Below are 17754 nucleotides of genomic sequence, written 5' to 3' on the forward strand. Positions count from 1 at the left end.
GCTTCGTTTTAATTCTGATTGAGAAAAATAGAAATAAAAAACATTAATTTTTATTATGATGAACAAGTAGCATAAAAATTACAGGAATAATAAAAAATCAAGTGTTTTAATTAGCAATTTCTAATATTTTAGTGCAGTGCGAAGTTCAAAATTTACGTTTACCCGCTTAAGATACCAATCAGGCGACTGGGATACAGATCAGCGTATGCCGTCCAATATATTAAATTCACTGATTGAATACACCACAATCCCTGTAAACACGCAAGAACGCGTAATTGATCTAAGCAGTAATGATATCTTCTCAGCTCCATTCTGTTATTTAAGTGGCCATAAACTCGTACAGTTTAACTCCCAGGAGGCGGCTAATTTCAAACACTATGTTCAAAACGGTGGTTTTGTTTTCGTAGATGACTGCAACCACGATATCGACGGACTTTTCGCAAAATCATTCGAAAGCCAGATGAACCTGCTGTTTGGGCCACAAGCATTAAAAAAGATTCCTAACAATCATCCTATCTATAGCTCTTTTTTCAAATTCGAGAAAGGGCCGCCAAATACATCGTTTGAATTAAATGGCTGGGGTGACGACCTAGTTCATGAATACTTAAAAGCGGTAACGGTTAATGGCAGGATCGGTGTTTTATACAGCAACAAAGATTATGGATGCGAATGGGATTACGACTTTAGAAACAAACGTTTCCTGGCAGAGGACAATACAAAATTCGGCGTTAATATAATTGTGTACGCAATGAACAGTTAATTTAATTACCTTAGTAAAAACTAACAATAATTATGAAAAATATTTTTACAACTATTTTACTTGTTTGCGGCTTTTTATTAACGAATTGCAAAGAAGATGCCGTTGACCCTAATAATCCCTTAAAAGGAGAATGGAAACTGGTAGCCTCTTATGCAGATCCTGGCAACGGAAGTGGAAAGTACGAGCCTGTTTCGGAAAAGATATATGTTAAATTCAACGTTGATTTTAGTATTTCTAATAACGACGCCTATACTAGTTATAAAATCATCGACGATAAAAACGTTGAAATAACTGGAAAGGATGGCAGAACGTTTCGTTACCTGTATACAATACAAAAATCGACACTGACTTTGAACAATTTAGCATGTTATGAGGGCTGCTGGCAACAATACGTCAAGCAGTAATTAAACAAACACGTTTTACACCATTGCTAATTGATTTTTATCTTTAGCGCATGGAAACATCACAATCGCTGCCGGTTTTAAGCGCGGAAGAACAGCGGGTACTTGGCTCGCTGATGGAAAAAAGTAAAACGACGCCTGAATACTATCCCTTAACTTTAAACAGCCTTGTCACAGCTTGTAACCAGAAGTCCTCGCGGAAACCGGTTGTCGGTTACGATGAAGGTACGGTAGTTACCGCGCTAGATTCGCTCAAAAAGAAGGGACTTATTTCTACCGTTACTGGAGGCGCTAGTCGTGCCGTTAAATACAAGCACAACTTTGCAATTGTCTATCCGGTTATTCCGGCCGAGATTGCAGTTATTTGCCTGCTTTTATTGCGGGGGCCGCTTACCCCCGGAGAAATTAACTCAAACTCCGGCCGGCTGTTCGAATTCGAATCGCTTGAGGAAGTTCAGGAAATTCTGGAAAAACTATCTTTCTCCGATCCAAAATACATTATCCAGGTTCCTAAGCGTGCGGGTCAAAAAGAAATCAGGTATACTCACTTGTTGGGCGGTACCCCGGACTTTGATTCCACCGAATTTGCCGAAGAAACTAATATTTCAAATAAATCGGATATTGAAAACCGGTTATCAAAAGTTGAAACTGAACTGGCCGAATTGAAGGAAGCTTTCGAGAAACTCATGAAAGAGTTAATGGGATAATTCAAAATACTACGTCGGTTAATTATAATTTCTATATTTAAACAAACGTTTGCACTCAGCAAATTCACTAACCAATTTGTTTAAACCAGTATGATCGACAACGTTAACCTGAATACCAAAAGTAAAACACAAAATACTTACGACGCCATTGTAATTGGCTCGGGAATAAGTGGCGGGTGGGCCGCGAAGGAGCTGGCCGAAAAGGGTCTGAAAACGATTATGCTCGAACGCGGAAGAAACTTTGAACATATCAAAGACTATAAATCGGCCACAAAAAACCCCTGGGAGTTCGCTCACCGGGGAAATATCACGCAACAGCAAAAAGAACAACATGGCATCATTGCCCGAAACTGGGGTGCTAGGGAACCAATTATCGATTATTGGGCGAATGATGCTGACTGCCCCTACACAGAAGTAAAGCCATTTAATTGGTGGCGATCTTATCAACTGGGCGGTAGGTCCATTCTTTGGGGACGACAAAGCTACCGCTGGAGCGATTTCGACTTTGAGGCAAACGCCAAAGATGGATGGGCCATCGACTGGCCGATACGATACAAGGATTTGGCGCCATGGTACAACTATGTAGAAAAGTTTGCTGGTATCAGCGGATCACTGGAAGGACTTCCGCAATTACCCGATGGTCATTTCCTGCCGCCTATGGAAATGAATTGCGTTGAGAAGGACGTTGCCGCAAGAATAAAGAAACATTTCAACGGCAACCGTCATATGATTATTGGACGGACAGCCAACCTTACGGCGCCTGTTCCCGGCCGTACCCAATGCCAGTACCGAAATCGTTGCTGGGAAGGATGCCCATTCGGCGGCTATTTCAGTACACAGTCGTCTACCCTACCGGCCGCCAAAGCTACCGGAAATCTGACGGTTCGTCCCTACTCGATCGTTACTAAGATACTTTACGACAAGGATTCGCGCAAAGCGACAGGTGTTGAGGTTTTGGATGCCGAAAACAATCAAACTTATACTTACTACGCTAAAATAGTATTTGTAAATGCGTCAGCATTAAATAGTGCGTGGGTTCTGATGAATTCTGCAACTGACGTTTGGTCTGAAGGTTTAGGCAGCAGCAGTGGCGAACTCGGTCACAATATTATGGACCATCATTACAACCTTGGCGCTGCCGGCAGTGTTGAAGGTTATGAAGATAAATATGTGTATGGCAGGCGTGCCAATGGCCTTTACATTGTGCGTTTCGCCAATCTTTTTAATGATAAACGCGATTATCTACGCGGTTTCGGTTACCAAGGCGGCGCTTCGCGTGACGGATGGAGCCGTGATGTTGCTGAGCTAAGCATCGGAGCGGCATACAAGGACGCTCTTACCGAGCCCGGAGGCTGGCAAATAGGTATAACCGGCTTCGGTGAACTGTTGCCCTATCATGAAAATCGAATTTATCTCGATAAGAACAAAAAAGATAAATGGGGTTTGCCTGTATTGGCCATGGACGCTGAATTGAAAGAAAACGAAAAGAAAATGCGCGTAGATATTGTTTCGGAAGCGAAAGCCATGCTCGAGAGCGCCGGTGTAAAGAATATCCGTACCTGGGATTCAGGGCACCATATTGGCGATGGAATTCACGAAATGGGTTCTGCACGTATGGGTAACGATCCAAAGACGTCAGTACTCAACAAGCACAACCAGGTTTGGGACGCAAAAAACGTATTTGTTACTGATGGCGCATGTATGACATCGTCTGCATGCCAAAACCCATCGTTAACCTACATGGCATTAACCGCCAGGGCAGCAGATTTTGCGGTTTCGGAATTGAAAAGCAGAAATATTTAATGTCAATTTAAAATAGCACTGCGTAATCTTGGAATAAGAATCAATATTCTTTTCGTTGTAACTTTTTTTAACGTCTAATCTCTATATTTAGTAGAAACTTAAAACTAAAACAACTTGAAAAGAAGAGACTTCCTTTACCTATCGGGAATGGGAATCGGCGCCAGCATGATGCCATCCATCCCGATCTTCGGTAATCCTGTACCATTAGGCGCCGCACTCGAGCCCGTCGATGTTGCGCTTAAAAAACAAATGGCTGATGTTGCGCTTAATGCCGCCAGAGGAAAGGGTGCAACCTACACTGACGTACGCATAGGCCGTTACCTTAATCAATATGTCGTTACCCGTGAAGACAAAGTTGAAAACATTGTCAATACCGAATCGTATGGCATGGGTATTCGTGTGATTGCGAACGGTAGCTGGGGATTTGCCGCTACTGACAAACTCGACAATGACAGCATTGCCAAGGCGGCGGCACTGGCGGTGACTATAGCCAAAGAGAATTCGAGACTTCTAACCGAGCCTGTTCAGCTTGCACCACAAAAAGGTTACGGCGAGGTTAGCTGGAAAGCGCCGATAGAAAAAAATGCTTTTGAAGTTCCGATTAAAGAGAAAGTTGATTTGCTGCTTTCTGTAAATGATGCGGCTTTAAAAAACGGGGCAAACTATATTAACTCTATTTTATTCCTGGTAAACGAGCAAAAGTATTTTGCTTCCACAGATGGATCATATATCGATCAGGATGTACATCGTATATGGCCTACGTTCTTTCTCACGAAAATTGATTCGGCAACCGGAAAATTTGAAACCAGGAACGCCCTTAGTTCACCGGTTGGAATGGGTTATGAATACCTCAATGCCCGTCCGGAAGATAAAATAAAAGGCTTGACAACATTGTATCGGAATCGCTATGATATGCTGGAAGATGCTAAGCAGGGCGCGATACAACTGGGCGAAAAAATGAAAGCCAAATCGGTCGAGCCGGGAAAATACGACCTGATCCTTGATCCGTCACACTTATGGCTTACCATTCATGAATCGGTTGGGCATCCAACAGAACTGGATCGCGTGCTTGGCTACGAAGCAAATTATGCGGGCACAAGTTTTCTCACACTCGATAAATGGGAAACTAAAAAATTCAATTTCGGCAGCAAGCTGGTAAACATTGTCGCTGATAAAACGCAGGTTGGTTCTCTTGGAGCGGTTGGCTACGACGACGAGGGTGTCGGCACTCAAAAATGGGATCTTATTAAGGATGGCATTTTGGTGAATTATCAGGCAATTCGCGATCAGGCACACATTATTGGCCTGAAGCAATCGCAGGGCTGTTGTTATGCGGACAACTGGAGCGATGTTCAATTCCAACGTATGGCCAATGTTTCACTCCAGCCCGGAAAAGAAAAAAAGAGCGTTCAGGACATTATTAAAAATGTCGAAAAAGGGATTTATATCATTGGTGACAATTCATTTTCAATTGACCAGCAACGTTACAATTTTCAGTTCAGCGGTCAGTTGTATTACGAGATCAAACAAGGTAAAATTGTCGGCATGTTGAAGGACGTTGCCTACCAGTCAAACACTCAGGAATTTTGGAATTCATGCACTGCGATCGCCGACGAAAGTGACTATCGCTTAGGCGGCTCTTTCTTTGATGGTAAGGGCCAGCCGGGACAAATCAGCTCCGTATCTCACGGCTCGTCAACGGCAAGGTTCAATGGCGTTAACGTAATTAATACCGGACGTAAAATTTAATCTAATTGTTTATCAGCATATATAAACGCAAACAGCGTTGATGCTCCACACAACAAGAAATTGACATGGCAATTTTAACTAAAGATGAGGCTCATGCCCTATTAAAAAAAGTATTGAGCTATTCAAAAGCCGATGAATGCGAAGTAAATTTAAGCAGCACCGACGGCGGCAATGTACGTTACGCACGTAACTCCGTTACCACAAGCGGTGGTGTAAGTCAAAGCAGCCTGGTTGTACAATCATCATTCGGAAAGAAAATGGGCGTTGCAACGATCAATGAATTTGACGATGCGTCATTAGAAAAAGTTGTACGCCGCTCGGAAGAACTGGCAAAACTAGCGCCGGAAAATCCAGAATTTGTGCCAAATCTTGGCCCGCAGAAATATGGCGAGTCAAAAACCTTTATACAGAGCACAGCCGATATCGACCCAAAACTTCGCGCTGATGCAGTAGAAAAAAGCTTAAAAATATCCAAAGACAGCAACCTGATCGCAGCTGGATTTTGGGAAAACAGCGCAGGTTATAGCGCAATGATGAATTCAAGCGGGCTTTTTGCTTATAACACATCGACCAATGTTAACTTCAATGTAACTGTCAGAACAAAAGATGGAAAAGGCTCCGGCTATGCATCAAAGGGGTACAACGATGTAAACCAGTTAGACGTGGCTTCCGCTACCAGGATAGCTGCTCAAAAAGCATCCGGATCTTCAGCGGCAAAAGCAATCGAGCCAGGTAAATATACCGTGATTTTGGAACCTTCCGCCGGCATTGTACTATTAGAAAACCTCTACTATGCACTTGACGCGCGTTCCGCCGACGAAGGCCGCAGCTTCCTCAGTCTGCCGGGAGGTAAAACCAAACTTGGGCAAAAACTTGTAGACGAGCGAGTAACGATTTATTCTGATCCTCAAAATCCAAATCTTCCAACCAGCCCATGGAATGGCGACGGCCGCCCACAGGAAAAGGTTGTGTGGGTTGATAAGGGCGTAGTAAAAAATCTTTCCTATTCCCGTTATTGGGCGCAAAAGAAAGGTGTAAAAGCAACACCAGCGCCAGACGGAATCATTATGGAAGGCGGCACATCTTCCCTGGAAGACCTCATCAAGAGCACTGAAAAAGGGATTTTAGTTACCCGTTTGTGGTATATTCGTCCGGTAGATCCGCAAACATTATTATATACCGGGCTTACCCGCGATGGTACCTTCTATATTGAAAATGGACAAATTAAATTCCCTGTAAAGAATTTCCGGTTCAACGAAAGCCCCGTTATTATGCTTAATAACCTGGAGGCTCTGGGTAAACCGGAAAGGACAGTGAGCGGTGAGTCAAATACTCACGCGATGATTCCTCCAATGAAAATCCGGGATTTCACTTTCACGTCGCTTTCCGACGCTGTATAACTTTAAAAAGCGGGCGAAAGCCTGCTTTTTTTACACTTTGGTTATTAATTGTATTTTTTACATTTATAATCCCAATTGAAGTCTTAAAATGATTAAAAATCTGTTTTACTTTTTCACATTTATTGCAGTTAGCTCGGCACAAGCATCGCAAACTGACACAATTATTCACTCAACCGGCAATCCGATAATTCGCCATAAGTATACTGCTGATCCGGCTGCGATGGTATTTAAAAACAAGGTTTACTTATATACCGGACATGACGAAGCCCCAAAAAACAAGAATGGATATGTGATGCACGAATGGCTTTGTTTCTCTTCGGAAAACATGCTTGACTGGACTGAGCATCCCGTTCCAATGAATGTATCCGCTTTTAAATGGGCGAAGGACGACGCCTGGGCCTCGCAGGTCATTGAACGAAACGGTAAATTTTATTGGTATGTAGCCGTCGAACATGGCAGCATCCCCGGTAAAGCGATTGGCGTTGCTATATCCGACAGTCCGATAGGGCCATTTAAAGATGCAAGAGGGTCAGCCTTGATTACAAATGACATGACTACGCAGACGAAGATCAGCTGGGATGATATCGATCCTTCAGTCATAATAGACGATGATGGTCAGGCTTATCTTTTTTGGGGAAATACAGTTTGTAATTACGCCAAGTTAAAAAGTAATATGACCGAGCTAGACGGGCCGATAAAGACGATTGATCTTCCGCATTTTACCGAAGCTCCCTGGATTCATAAACACAATGGCTGGTATTACCTTTCCTATGCTTACGAGTTCCCGGAAAAGATCGCTTATGCAATGAGTAAAAACATCAATGGCCCGTGGGAATACAAAGGCATCTTAAATGAAATTGCGGGAAATTCTAATACAAATCACCAGGCTATCATCGATTTTAAGGGAAAATCATATTTCGTTTATCACAACGGGGCATTAACTCCCGATGCCGGAAGTTTCCACCGTTCAGTGTGTATTGATTATCTCTATTACAACAAAGATGGCAGTATAAAAAAGGTACAGATGACTTCTGAGGGTGTTAAATCAGCTAAATAGATCATATCAGCCGGTCTTTTATAACCATGGTTCCGGCGATAATATCGTGAAGACATTTTTGTTTGCGGTTAAAAAAGCCTGACAAATAACCAATGCCAAACGTGGCGAATGATAGTATCTTGGCGAGATTGCGGAAAAAAGCTTTTCCCGTGTTAAGTCGTCCACCTTCATCATCGCATACTTTTATACGAATCCAGCTTTTTCCAAATGTTCCTTGCTTCGGAGAAGATTCCATAACTGTGGCGTAAATCAATTTGATTAGTGGAATCACTGCTATTCCCGCTGCGGCAATAGCTATTTGTTTTTCTCTCTCGTCAACCATTGAAACAAGCACCAGTGCAATCAAAGCGTAAACGAAGGTTACAAGAAATATATCTATTACAACTGCGAGCAAACGCACATCCAATGTGGCAAAGTACTGTGGGGCCGAAATGATTTTTTTGAAGCCGAACAAACTGCGAAGTTCTTCAAGTTCATGAGCTTCTTTATAATCATCCATCCCGGTATGCTTAATAAAAGTACCGGGATGGATTGATAGTTCACGAAGTTGTTCGAATGTATAGGGCCCTTTTGGCCTCCCTGCTTCAACAATAAAATATTCTTTATCCATTAATATCTGCTAACCTCAAAATCGGACAAACCGCCTTTCAAGTTAACAAATATCTTTTTTGCCGAAGTATTGAAATTTGAAGTAACGTATGTTCCATCCTGCTGTTTGGAAAAACCGTCAAAGGTCCTGGAACTCAACCCTGTTTGAACTGTAATTTTGCAGCCAGCTTCTTTCGGGATAGATATATTAATGTCGGCCATACCGGTTTCTGCACTTAATGTGGTGGCTTCTTGAGGCATACCTACCTTAACATTGAACTCAGCAGCACCGCCCTTCAAAGTAAGATTCCGAATTTTATATGGTACGAGGTCAAAGTTTGCTTCGCCGGCTCCCATTTTTAAATTGATATCCCAAATTGGTTTGGTACTTAATCTGATATGTGCATCATTGTCGCCGTCGTCACCGAAATGAAAATTCTTTTTATCATTCATTTTGAAGTTAAGCACGTCTAGTGAGTCACCCGATATTTTTTGTAATGAATATCTCGCCTGCCCTTTTTGCTTAACGTCTGCATCAAATAAATTATTTGTCGTGTCCTTTATAAAATATTCTACTGCGCCACCGGTTATATTTAACTCCGCACGTGGAGTATTGGCAAACGGTTCAGAAAAATTAGTATTCGAAGTTTTGGTGGAATCCCAGTTGTCGTGTTCATCGTCATCATCGTCGTTCATATCGTAACGAAACTTGTACCATTTAGCAGATTCGTAACGTTTCGTTAAACCCTGATATGTTAAAAACCCCAATACTAAAACTGTTATGGATATAGCAGCTATCGGACCTACGGACGAATTCATTCTTGAAAAGAGCATATTCGCGCCAATGATAATTAATATCAGTGGCCAAAATTGCCAGATTGAGCGCCAGTAAAAGTTAATAACTCCAAAGTTTGAAAGCAGCAAAATGCCTCCTATAAAAACGAGGACTAAGCCCCATACTATTTTCTCGGTTTTCATAATAATTAAAGTTGATCTGACTGTGATTGTGACGTATCGTTTGTTTTGAGTGGCTCCTGGGCGTTCTTATCCCATGAATCTTTCCTTGATGAGTTGGTAATTATCATGATACCGGGAATAATCAGCGCGAGTGGCCATAATTTATTAAAGGTAAACCAGTAAGGCAGCAGATCAAACTGATCTGTCATAAAATATAGCCCGACCAGAATTAAAACCGTTCCTGCAATAATACGTCCCGTATCAGATTGCTTTTTTGGGTAAAAAGATTGTTGCCCTGCTTGAAACGATGACGCCTGCGCCTTTTCTTCGTAAACCCTATAGTCAGTTTGATAAGGCCTGAATACCGACGGTTTTGCCGGAATAGCAATCCACATAATGATGTAAATTAAGAATCCTGACAAACCGGCGAATACCGCAACCATAAAGGCAATACGTATCCAGGTTACGTCAACTTCAAAATAATCGGCCAAACCGGCGCAAACACCACCGATCATCTTATTTAGTTCATTTCTTTCTAGTTTCTTTTCCATTGTGTTTAGTGTTAAGTTAAGTGACTTCACCTTTAACAGGACGGATAAGTATTTCATCAACATTACATCCGTAGCTCATTTGCAAACAACCCAATACAGCCGAGGCTACATCTTCAGGTTGAACAAAACGGTAGGCAGGAAGTTCAATTCCCCCCCACGATTCTGTTAAGGTTGATCCCGGCAGGATTGATGTTACTTTCACATTGTGGTTCATCAATTCCTGACGTAATACATTAGTTAGACCTAGCAGCGCATACTTTGTTACAGAGTAAGAACCTGCACCCGGAAAAGGCTTAATTGCCGCTACAGAACCGATATTGATAATATGCCCACTTTGATTTTTTTTCATTTCCTTTCCAAAAAACCGGCAAAGAAAATGCGGTGCAAGTAAATTCAGATTTAGCTGCAGGGAAAGTGTTTCGTCGTCTTCATCCAGCACACTTGCGGGAATAAACATTCCTGCATTATTTATTAAAACATCCACCTTACCAAAGTGTTGTTGTACAAAGTTTGCGAAACGTTGCAATTCAACTTTATTTGAACAATCGGTTTCTAAGCCCGCGAGCCTTATAGTATGATTAATTTGTTGAAGTTCGCCAACGAGCTGATCAAGTTCATTTTGGTTCCGCGAACAAACTGCAAGATTATATCCGGCTGCTGCTAATTTTAAAGCAATGGCTTTACCAATTCCCTTGGTAGCGCCTGTGATAATTGCATTCATAGCTTTATGTCTTGCTGCTGAAATTAGTTATTTTATTGCTATACGGAAAAAAGCTTATTTTTACACAAATCAAAAAGGGATGTTTTATAGCATTGGAAGGTACATTTTATTGTTAAAGGCAGTATTCAAAAAGCCTGAAAAATTCAATATCTATTTTAAAGAAGTCATGTTCCAGATGAACTATATTGGTATGGGTTCATTAGGATTGATCAGCATTATATCCACTTTCGTGGGAGCGGTAATGACATTACAAATCGCCTTTCAGCTTAATAGCGATTTGATACCTAAAACGATTATTGGCTCAGTAAACCGCGACTCAAGTATCCTGGAATTAAGCCCTACTATCAGCGCGCTTGTTTTGGCAGGTAAGATCGGCTCGTCCATATCTTCCGAGATTGGAACGATGCGTGTTTCGGAACAAATCGATGCCCTTGAGATCATGGGAATCAATGCTCCCGGATATTTAATCTTGCCAAAACTTATCGGTGGTATAACGATGGTTCCGGTTTTAGTAATTATCGCTATGTTTTTAAGCATTACAGGTGGTTACATCGGCGGAACTTTGTCAGGAGCGGTAACTGGTTCAGACTATATTTTAGGAATTACCAGTGATTTTAACCCATATACAATTACTGTAGCGCTTGTTAAAGCCTTCGTTTTTGGATTTATTATAACTACAGTGGCTGCTTATCAGGGCTTTTATGTTCGCGGAGGCGCTTTGGAAGTTGCTCAGGCAAGCACCAAAGCAGTTGTGGTAAGTTGTATCACTATTCTTGCGGCCGATTACTTCGTTACCCAATTACTATTATGATCGAAATTATTGATATACGTAAATCTTTCGACGATCACGAAGTACTTTCGGGTATATCCGCCAAATTTGAACCCGGTGATAATAATTTGATTATCGGCGGGTCCGGATCGGGTAAAACAACCCTGCTAAAGTGTATGGTAGGTCTGCACGAACCAACTTCGGGATCGGTTATTTATGATGGCCGCGATTTCACTAAAATGAATTTTGAACAACGAATTGAAATTCGAAAAGAAATCGGCATGCTTTTTCAAGGCTCGGCTTTATTCGATTCGATGACAGTGCAGGAGAACATCATGTTTCCCTTAAATATGTTTACTGAACAAAGTTTTGAGGAAAAAATGGATCGGGTCAATTTCTGTCTCGACCGTGTCAATCTAAAGGATAAGAACAAATTATTCCCCGCCGAACTTTCGGGTGGTATGAAGAAGCGTGTTGGCATTGCGCGGGCCATCGCAATGAATCCCAAATATTTGTTTTGCGATGAGCCGAATTCCGGACTAGATCCAAAAACATCTATCGTGATCGATGATTTAATTAACGAAATAACTGAAGAATATAAAATCACTACAATCGTGGTAACGCACGATATGAATTCGGTAATGGGCATCGGCGAGTACATTCTCTTTTTACATAACGGCAAAAAATATTGGGACGGCACTAACAAAGAAATCGCGCATACCGACAATAAGGAGCTCAATGAGTTTGTGTTTGCAAGCAAATTCATGGAAGCCGCGAAGGAAAAATTGTAACTTTGCCGTAATACATGCAAAAATCAACATCCGGAAAAGCAGCCGGCTCCATACAATTGCTTACCCCTCAACATTGGATCGATTATGAGCTAATCGATTGCGGCGATTTTGAAAAGCTTGAACGTTTTGGAAATTTAATGCTTATTCGCCCGGAACCTCAGGCTGTTTGGAAAAAAGCTTTAGATGAATCCGAATGGACAAAACTGCATCATATTCGGTTTAAAGGCCGCTCGGCTACGTCCGGCGAATGGATTAGGAAAAATAGTCAAATTCCTGACAGATGGTATATATCATACAAAAATTCTGATGTGGAAATTAAGTTCCGTCTGGCGCTGACATCCTTTAAACATGTTGGAATTTTCCCGGAGCAGGCGGTAAACTGGGATTATATATCTTCTTCGCTGAAAAAGTTCAAAACAGAAAGTCCTAAAGTGCTAAACCTGTTTGCTTATACAGGAGGAGCTTCGTTGATTGCAAGAGCTGCCGGCGCGGATACAACTCACGTAGATTCAATAAAACAAGTGGTTACCTGGGCAAATGAAAACCAGGAACATTCCGGCCTTAAAGACATACGCTGGGTGGTTGAGGACGCCCTTAAATTTGTGAAAAGAGAAATTAAACGCGGGAAAACTTATAATGGAATCATTCTTGATCCTCCTGCGTACGGGCATGGGCCAAATGGTGAAAAATGGAAGCTCGAAGACAACATTCTCGAAATGATGGCCGACGTTGTTAAGCTGCTTGATCCGCAAGAACACTTTTTAATACTCAATACATATTCGCTTGGATTTTCATCAGTGATAGTGGAAAATCTCATTTTATCATCTTATCCCGAGGTTACAAACCTCGAAACAGGAGAATTATATTTACAGGCTACTGCGGGAAGCAAGCTGCCATTGGGTGTTTTCGGCAAATTTTGTAACCACCTGTAAAAAAGCGAAATAAGTGAAAATCTTTTTTGTCAATCATTAATTCTAAACTATACTTGCGAAATTTTAAAAATACCCCAAAAGGGAAACGTACGGAAAACTATTTTATGGCGAACAAAAAGAACCTGACCAAAATCATTGCGCTTGCTGGCACTGCATTGGTACTATTTACAAATTGCAGTGGCAATGCGGAAAAACAAGGAGTAAAGTCTGGCCACAAAGACACATCGGCAACTCAGACTGAAGCAATAGCAGGAGATTCATCTTCTGCTCAGAATTATTCCCCTATTGATACAGCGGATTATAATAAACGAATTAAAGCGTTGGCAAACGGCGACACTACAGGAAAGTGGCCAGTAAAAAACCAGCCTTATCCGATAAACGGCGCCATTTTACCATTTAAACGGATTGTTGCTTATTATGGAAATCTTTATTCTAAGAAGATGGGTATTTTAGGAGAATTGCCTCCGAAAGAAATGCTTGCTAAATTAGATCAGGAAGTAAAACGCTGGGAAAAAGATGATCCGAATACACCTGTTCAACCGGCTCTTCATTATATCGCAGTAGTTGCAAGCGGCGATCCCGGAAAGAGTGGTATGCACCGAAACCGAATGCCTGATAAGCAGATCGATTCCGTTTTGACAATTTCCAAAATGCGAAAAAACATGATCGTTTTTCTTGACATCCAGGTAGCGTTAAGCAATATCCAAACAGAATTGCCTCAATTGGAAAAATACCTGAAACTGCCAAACGTTCACCTGGGCATTGATCCTGAATTTTCTATGAAGGACGGAACATTGCCAGGGAAAAAGATCGGAACTTATGATGCGGCAGATATAAATTACTGTTCGGATTACCTGGCTAAGCTGGTGAAAAAATACAACCTGCCGGCCAAGGTCTTCGTTGTTCACCGCTTCACAAAAAAAATGTTGACAAATGCTGAAAATATCAAATTACGTCCGGAAGTTCAGATGGTAATTAATATGGACGGTTGGGGTGAGCCAGATCTAAAAGTAGGCAGTTACCGGTATTTTGTCAGAGATCACCCGGTGCAGTTCACCGGCTTTAAGTTGTTCTATAAAAACGATCTTAAAAAAGACCCTCATCGTATGATGACACCGGAAGACGTGCTTAAGCTGACACCTAAGCCGATATATATTCAGTATCAATAACATAAAAAAGCTCGGTAAAACCGGGCTTTTTTATTAAACTGTTATATCGAAAGTGGAAATTGAATCAGCTACTTATGGGCAGGAGTGCTTTGGTGAACAGAAGTATTTTTCAAAAGTAATCCAGATTGATTATGATGAAGATGAAATTTCGTACGATGAATTACTTCTTATATTCTTTTAAACTCTTAATCCACGCTTAACAGGCATGAGAATGATATAGGCACACGATACCGATTCGTCGTCTTTTATCATACTCATGAATAAAAAAGAAAAGTTGAGGCGATGATTTATAAACTCACCGAGCTATTGTACATTAGTAACTAAGCCTAAGCTTAGTAAGTTTATACAGAAATTTAATAAAAAAAGCCGGAAGCTTTGTAATAAGTTCCGGCTTTCACTTAATATCTATCTTCTAATTATTCCTACTTATTGCAACTGGATTGACAGCAGCTTCGGTTGGTTTTACTCTAATGATCTTGAATTCTGTTCGCCTGTTAAGCTGATGCTCGGCACTTGAACATTTAGCGCCGTCTCTGCAGCCGTTTACCAGCTCCATTTCACCCAATCCTATTGCGGCGATACGTTCATGATCCGAACCACTTCGCTTCAAATAATCGACGGCCGATTCAGCTCGTTTCTGCGACAGCCATTGATTGTAAATCGCCGGGCCCCTGGAATCGGTATGTGACCGTAGTTGAATCTTAACATTTTCTGGCATACTACTCATAAAAGCTACAACTTTATCCAGTTCAGGACGCGCGTCTTTACGAATATTATATTTATCGAAATCGTAATAAATATTATCTAATCTCACCAGGAACTCGTCTTTTGCTCGTTCCAGTTCAAATTTAATTTCGAAAACGGTAGATTCTTTTAAATTCTTCGTGCTAACTTTTCCTTCCTGCCGTGAGTAATATTTGTCCCTGTCGCCTCTGACAACGTAATCCATACCCGGTTCGAGATTAAAATGAAACTTTCCTGCTGCGTCTGATATTAACTTTTCCTCTTTACCATTCGTTTTGTTTATTAATGAAATGTTAACCTGAGCCATTGGTTGACCGCTTTCCTTTTCCACAACTAAACCTTCTATCGCAAAAACAGGTGTTTTAGGCGCGATTGAGAATCTGTAAATATCATCGAGTCCCTTACCTCCGTTTCTATTTGATGAGATATATCCCGAATTATCGTCATTGAACCATATTCCAAAGTCATCCTTAGGAGAGTTAAACGGAGCCTTCATATTTTCAGCAACGTCGAATTTGTCATAAGAACCTTTCGCTGTGAATAAATCCAGGCCGCCCATGCCAACATTCCCTTTAGTGGAAAAGTAAAATGTGCCATCCTTTTTTACGACCGGAAATGCCTCGTCCTGTGCAGTATTAATATTGGAACCGCAATTTTTGGGTTTATCCCAACCGCCATTCTTATTTTTCCTTGATGCATAAATATCCGTTCCACCGAGTCCGCCAGGCATGTCAGACGAGAAATAAAGTATTGACCCATCTGGAGATATAGCAGGATGCTGAACGGAATAGTCCCGTCCATTTCCAATAATTATCTTAGGCTCCGAAAAATCACTTCCCTGTTTAAAAGCCATGTAAATAGCATTCTTGCCAACTGAAAGGCGGCCGCTCCTGTCCTTCTTGGGTATCATTTCAGTCCTGGTAAAATAAACCGTGTCGCCTTTGGCAGTAAATATTGCCGGCCCGTTATGATATTTATCGTTAACAGGCGGAGGCATAGGAGTTATCGCTCCTATTTCGCCGGACGCAGTAGTTTGATATAACTTTAAATAAGGATTTCCCGTCCAGCCATATACATCCTTTTTATCCTTGTTATCCGAACTCTGTGCAAACCATCTATCAGATACAAAAAATAAACTTTGTCCTGAAACTACCGGTGAAAAATCGGAATTATCCGAATTCAGGTTTTGCGCATTTTCAATTTTTACGTCCTCTCTTGGATTCTCACTGATTGTCTTAGCCGCATCGCAAGCATTAGCCATCTTCAGAATTTCCTTCGACTGGCTGGGCACGAAACCGAGAAATTTGAGATAGCTTTGTTTCGCTTCGGTGTATTTCCCGTTTTGCTTTAATGCATCCGCGTAATGTTTATAATTAATTGGATCAAAGCCAGGGAACGTTAAAACTTTCGCATATGCCTGTTCTGCCTTTTCTGAGTCGTTGATAAACCGGTAACAGTCAGCGATTTTTTCGGCTACCGACAAATTTGGCTTTTTGGCATATATCTTTTCATAGATCTGCAGTGCAAATTTATAATCGTACTTCTCAAAATACTTATTTGCCTTTTCAATACTGTCGGAAAAAATGTTTTGGGGAAAGAAATAAATAACAAAGCATGCTGTAAAAACAAGCGCCAGTTTTCGTTTAGTCATACAAATTGTGAGTCAGATTCAAAAGTAGCGGGGTGTAAGAAGAGCTGAGCTGCGCCTGGCCGTATTAATTGAAAAGCCAAGAGATATTTCATGAGTACCATTTGCAACGCTACTGAGATCAGATAAAGAATAATCAAAAGCATAACCAAATCTCAAATTTCTTGCAACAAACACTTCAATTGCCCCCACCATCGAATTTTGCTGAAAATTATCAGTATTCATATTGCTTTTTTTCCACAAACTAACACCCGACCGGTAAGATGCCCCTACCCAGACCATTTCCTTGATTAACAAGAAGGTGTTTAAATCAATTGTCGTCTGACTTTTTGCATCGTCTTTAATGAGTATCGAAGGCTTCAATTTAAAATTCTCACCGAGATCAGCGAGATAACCACCGCTTATAAAATAATGTCGTCCCTGACGAGATAAGGCGGATCCTGCGATCTTTTGATAATCTATCGAGAGGCCAAGCAGATTAGTAACCGAGGCGCCTGCAAAAAATCGCTCATTGCTATAATAAACGCCAAATTTCGCATCAGGGGTAAAACGCGATTGATTACCGTTCGCGAAATTAGGGTCATCAGGATTATCAACGAATGACCTGTCGCCATTTAAAACGTACTGTGAGACGCCAAAGGCCAATCCAAAAGCCAGCCTTGATTCATCGTCGCCCATAGGCAGCCGGTACGCGTAATTTAAATACGCGGAACTTTGCCGTTGGAGGCCGATCTTGTCATTCACAATTGAAAGACCAATTCCTATTCTGTTTTCGTTGAAAAAAGCTCCGTCTACAATCAGCGATTCCGTTTTCGGCGAGCCGGGTAAGCCGGTCCATTGATCCCGGTGAAGCATGCTTACATTTAATACCTCTTTATATCCGGCATAAGCTGGATTTATAACAAGAGAATTAAACATATATTGACTGTATTGCGGGTCCTGTTGAGACCGTGCAACCGGTATAAAATAAAACAATATAAATAATACAAGTAGCGATCTTTTCATAG

General features: G+C 41.4%; 18 protein-coding genes. 12 read left to right on the plus strand and 6 right to left on the minus strand.

The window, feature by feature from the left end:
* Positions 1 to 136: 136 nt before the first annotated feature.
* The 7 genes from GS399_RS07515 to GS399_RS07545 all read left to right on the plus strand — a co-directional run bounded on the left by GS399_RS07515 (position 137) and on the right by GS399_RS07545 (position 7877).
* A complete protein-coding gene (locus GS399_RS07515) occupies positions 137 to 760 on the plus strand; it encodes a DUF4159 domain-containing protein (protein WP_160844007.1) in 624 nt (207 codons plus the stop codon).
* Positions 761 to 792: 32 nt separating this feature from the next.
* Positions 793 to 1164 (plus strand): lipocalin family protein, encoded by a 372-nt coding sequence (locus GS399_RS07520; protein WP_160844008.1) that lies wholly within the window; start codon positions 793 to 795, stop codon positions 1162 to 1164.
* Positions 1165 to 1214: 50 nt separating this feature from the next.
* Positions 1215 to 1868, plus strand: coding sequence for a YceH family protein (locus GS399_RS07525; protein ID WP_160844009.1), 654 nt, complete (start codon positions 1215 to 1217; stop codon positions 1866 to 1868).
* Between the two features lie 90 nt (positions 1869 to 1958).
* Positions 1959 to 3671 (plus strand): GMC oxidoreductase, encoded by a 1713-nt coding sequence (locus GS399_RS07530; RefSeq protein WP_160844010.1) that lies wholly within the window; start codon positions 1959 to 1961, stop codon positions 3669 to 3671.
* 114 nt (positions 3672 to 3785) lie between these two features.
* Positions 3786 to 5420 carry a TldD/PmbA family protein gene (locus GS399_RS07535; RefSeq protein ID WP_160844011.1) on the plus strand — a complete coding sequence of 545 codons (1635 nt, stop codon included), beginning with the start codon at positions 3786 to 3788 and terminating at the stop codon, positions 5418 to 5420.
* Positions 5421 to 5485: 65 nt separating this feature from the next.
* A complete protein-coding gene (locus GS399_RS07540) occupies positions 5486 to 6820 on the plus strand; it encodes a TldD/PmbA family protein (RefSeq protein WP_160844012.1) in 1335 nt (444 codons plus the stop codon).
* A gap of 88 nt (positions 6821 to 6908) precedes the next feature.
* On the plus strand, positions 6909 to 7877 hold the full coding sequence (locus GS399_RS07545; RefSeq protein ID WP_160844013.1) for a glycoside hydrolase family 43 protein: 969 nt from the start codon (positions 6909 to 6911) through the stop codon (positions 7875 to 7877).
* A gap of 1 nt (position 7878) precedes the next feature.
* Here GS399_RS07545 and GS399_RS07550 read toward each other — a convergent pair whose 3' ends face one another.
* The 4 genes from GS399_RS07550 to GS399_RS07565 are packed head-to-tail and all read right to left on the minus strand — an operon-like array spanning position 7879 to position 10694.
* Complete coding sequence (locus tag GS399_RS07550) at positions 7879 to 8487, minus strand: RDD family protein (RefSeq protein WP_160844014.1); 609 nt, start codon at positions 8485 to 8487, stop codon at positions 7879 to 7881.
* On the minus strand, positions 8487 to 9443 hold the full coding sequence (locus GS399_RS07555; protein WP_160844015.1) for a toast rack family protein: 957 nt from the start codon (positions 9441 to 9443) through the stop codon (positions 8487 to 8489). Before GS399_RS07555 ends, GS399_RS07550 begins: the two co-directional genes overlap by 1 nt.
* Positions 9444 to 9448: 5 nt before the next feature.
* Entirely contained in the window at positions 9449 to 9973 is a 525-nt protein-coding gene (locus GS399_RS07560; RefSeq protein ID WP_160844016.1) for a PspC domain-containing protein, read from the minus strand.
* A gap of 16 nt (positions 9974 to 9989) precedes the next feature.
* Positions 9990 to 10694, minus strand: a complete 705-nt coding sequence (locus tag GS399_RS07565; RefSeq protein WP_160844017.1) for an SDR family oxidoreductase — start codon at positions 10692 to 10694, stop codon at positions 9990 to 9992.
* A gap of 79 nt (positions 10695 to 10773) precedes the next feature.
* Between GS399_RS07565 and GS399_RS07570 the strand changes: the two genes are divergently transcribed.
* The 5 genes from GS399_RS07570 (at position 10774) to GS399_RS20960 (ending at position 14536) form a co-directional block, all read left to right on the plus strand.
* Positions 10774 to 11505, plus strand: a complete 732-nt coding sequence (locus tag GS399_RS07570) for an MlaE family ABC transporter permease (RefSeq protein ID WP_160844018.1) — start codon at positions 10774 to 10776, stop codon at positions 11503 to 11505.
* A complete protein-coding gene (locus GS399_RS07575; RefSeq protein ID WP_160844019.1) occupies positions 11502 to 12254 on the plus strand; it encodes an ABC transporter ATP-binding protein in 753 nt (250 codons plus the stop codon). Before GS399_RS07570 ends, GS399_RS07575 begins: the two co-directional genes overlap by 4 nt.
* 14 nt (positions 12255 to 12268) lie before the next feature.
* Entirely contained in the window at positions 12269 to 13186 is a 918-nt protein-coding gene (locus tag GS399_RS07580; protein WP_160844020.1) for an RsmD family RNA methyltransferase, read from the plus strand.
* A 104-nt stretch (positions 13187 to 13290) separates the two neighbouring features.
* Positions 13291 to 14355 (plus strand): hypothetical protein, encoded by a 1065-nt coding sequence (locus GS399_RS07585; protein ID WP_160844021.1) that lies wholly within the window; start codon positions 13291 to 13293, stop codon positions 14353 to 14355.
* Between the two features lie 52 nt (positions 14356 to 14407).
* Entirely contained in the window at positions 14408 to 14536 is a 129-nt protein-coding gene (locus GS399_RS20960; protein ID WP_255491585.1) for a peptide-methionine (S)-S-oxide reductase, read from the plus strand.
* Positions 14537 to 14767: 231 nt separating this feature from the next.
* Here the strand turns inward: GS399_RS20960 and GS399_RS07590 are convergent, their stop codons facing one another.
* Together GS399_RS07590 and GS399_RS07595 are read right to left on the minus strand one after the other, a co-directional pair.
* On the minus strand, positions 14768 to 16750 hold the full coding sequence (locus tag GS399_RS07590) for an OmpA family protein (protein WP_160844022.1): 1983 nt from the start codon (positions 16748 to 16750) through the stop codon (positions 14768 to 14770).
* 18 nt (positions 16751 to 16768) lie between these two features.
* On the minus strand, positions 16769 to 17752 hold the full coding sequence (locus tag GS399_RS07595) for a PorP/SprF family type IX secretion system membrane protein (protein ID WP_160844023.1): 984 nt from the start codon (positions 17750 to 17752) through the stop codon (positions 16769 to 16771).
* Between the last annotated feature and the right edge of the window lie 2 nt (positions 17753 to 17754).

Origin of the sequence: Hufsiella arboris (genome assembly GCF_009834875.1) — a bacterium.
GTDB lineage: Bacteria > Bacteroidota > Bacteroidia > Sphingobacteriales > Sphingobacteriaceae > Hufsiella_A > Hufsiella_A arboris.

Excerpts from the sequence above, each read along its gene's own strand:
- GS399_RS07585 (WP_160844021.1), top strand. The coding sequence starts at position 13,291 with ATGGCGAACAAAAAGAACCTGACCAAAATCATTGCGCTTGCTGGCACT.
- GS399_RS07580 (WP_160844020.1), top strand. The coding sequence starts at position 12,269 with ATGCAAAAATCAACATCCGGAAAAGCAGCCGGCTCCATACAATTGCTT.
- GS399_RS07550 (WP_160844014.1), bottom strand. The coding sequence starts at position 8,487 with ATGGATAAAGAATATTTTATTGTTGAAGCAGGGAGGCCAAAAGGGCCC.
- GS399_RS07595 (WP_160844023.1), bottom strand. The coding sequence starts at position 17,752 with ATGAAAAGATCGCTACTTGTATTATTTATATTGTTTTATTTTATACCG.
- GS399_RS07530 (WP_160844010.1), top strand. The coding sequence starts at position 1,959 with ATGATCGACAACGTTAACCTGAATACCAAAAGTAAAACACAAAATACT.
- GS399_RS07590 (WP_160844022.1), bottom strand. The coding sequence starts at position 16,750 with ATGACTAAACGAAAACTGGCGCTTGTTTTTACAGCATGCTTTGTTATT.
- GS399_RS07525 (WP_160844009.1), top strand. The coding sequence starts at position 1,215 with ATGGAAACATCACAATCGCTGCCGGTTTTAAGCGCGGAAGAACAGCGG.
- GS399_RS07575 (WP_160844019.1), top strand. The coding sequence starts at position 11,502 with ATGATCGAAATTATTGATATACGTAAATCTTTCGACGATCACGAAGTA.
- GS399_RS07555 (WP_160844015.1), bottom strand. The coding sequence starts at position 9,443 with ATGAAAACCGAGAAAATAGTATGGGGCTTAGTCCTCGTTTTTATAGGA.
- GS399_RS07540 (WP_160844012.1), top strand. The coding sequence starts at position 5,486 with ATGGCAATTTTAACTAAAGATGAGGCTCATGCCCTATTAAAAAAAGTA.
- GS399_RS07570 (WP_160844018.1), top strand. The coding sequence starts at position 10,774 with ATGTTTTATAGCATTGGAAGGTACATTTTATTGTTAAAGGCAGTATTC.
- GS399_RS07520 (WP_160844008.1), top strand. The coding sequence starts at position 793 with ATGAAAAATATTTTTACAACTATTTTACTTGTTTGCGGCTTTTTATTA.
- GS399_RS07565 (WP_160844017.1), bottom strand. The coding sequence starts at position 10,694 with ATGAATGCAATTATCACAGGCGCTACCAAGGGAATTGGTAAAGCCATT.
- GS399_RS07560 (WP_160844016.1), bottom strand. The coding sequence starts at position 9,973 with ATGGAAAAGAAACTAGAAAGAAATGAACTAAATAAGATGATCGGTGGT.
- GS399_RS07545 (WP_160844013.1), top strand. The coding sequence starts at position 6,909 with ATGATTAAAAATCTGTTTTACTTTTTCACATTTATTGCAGTTAGCTCG.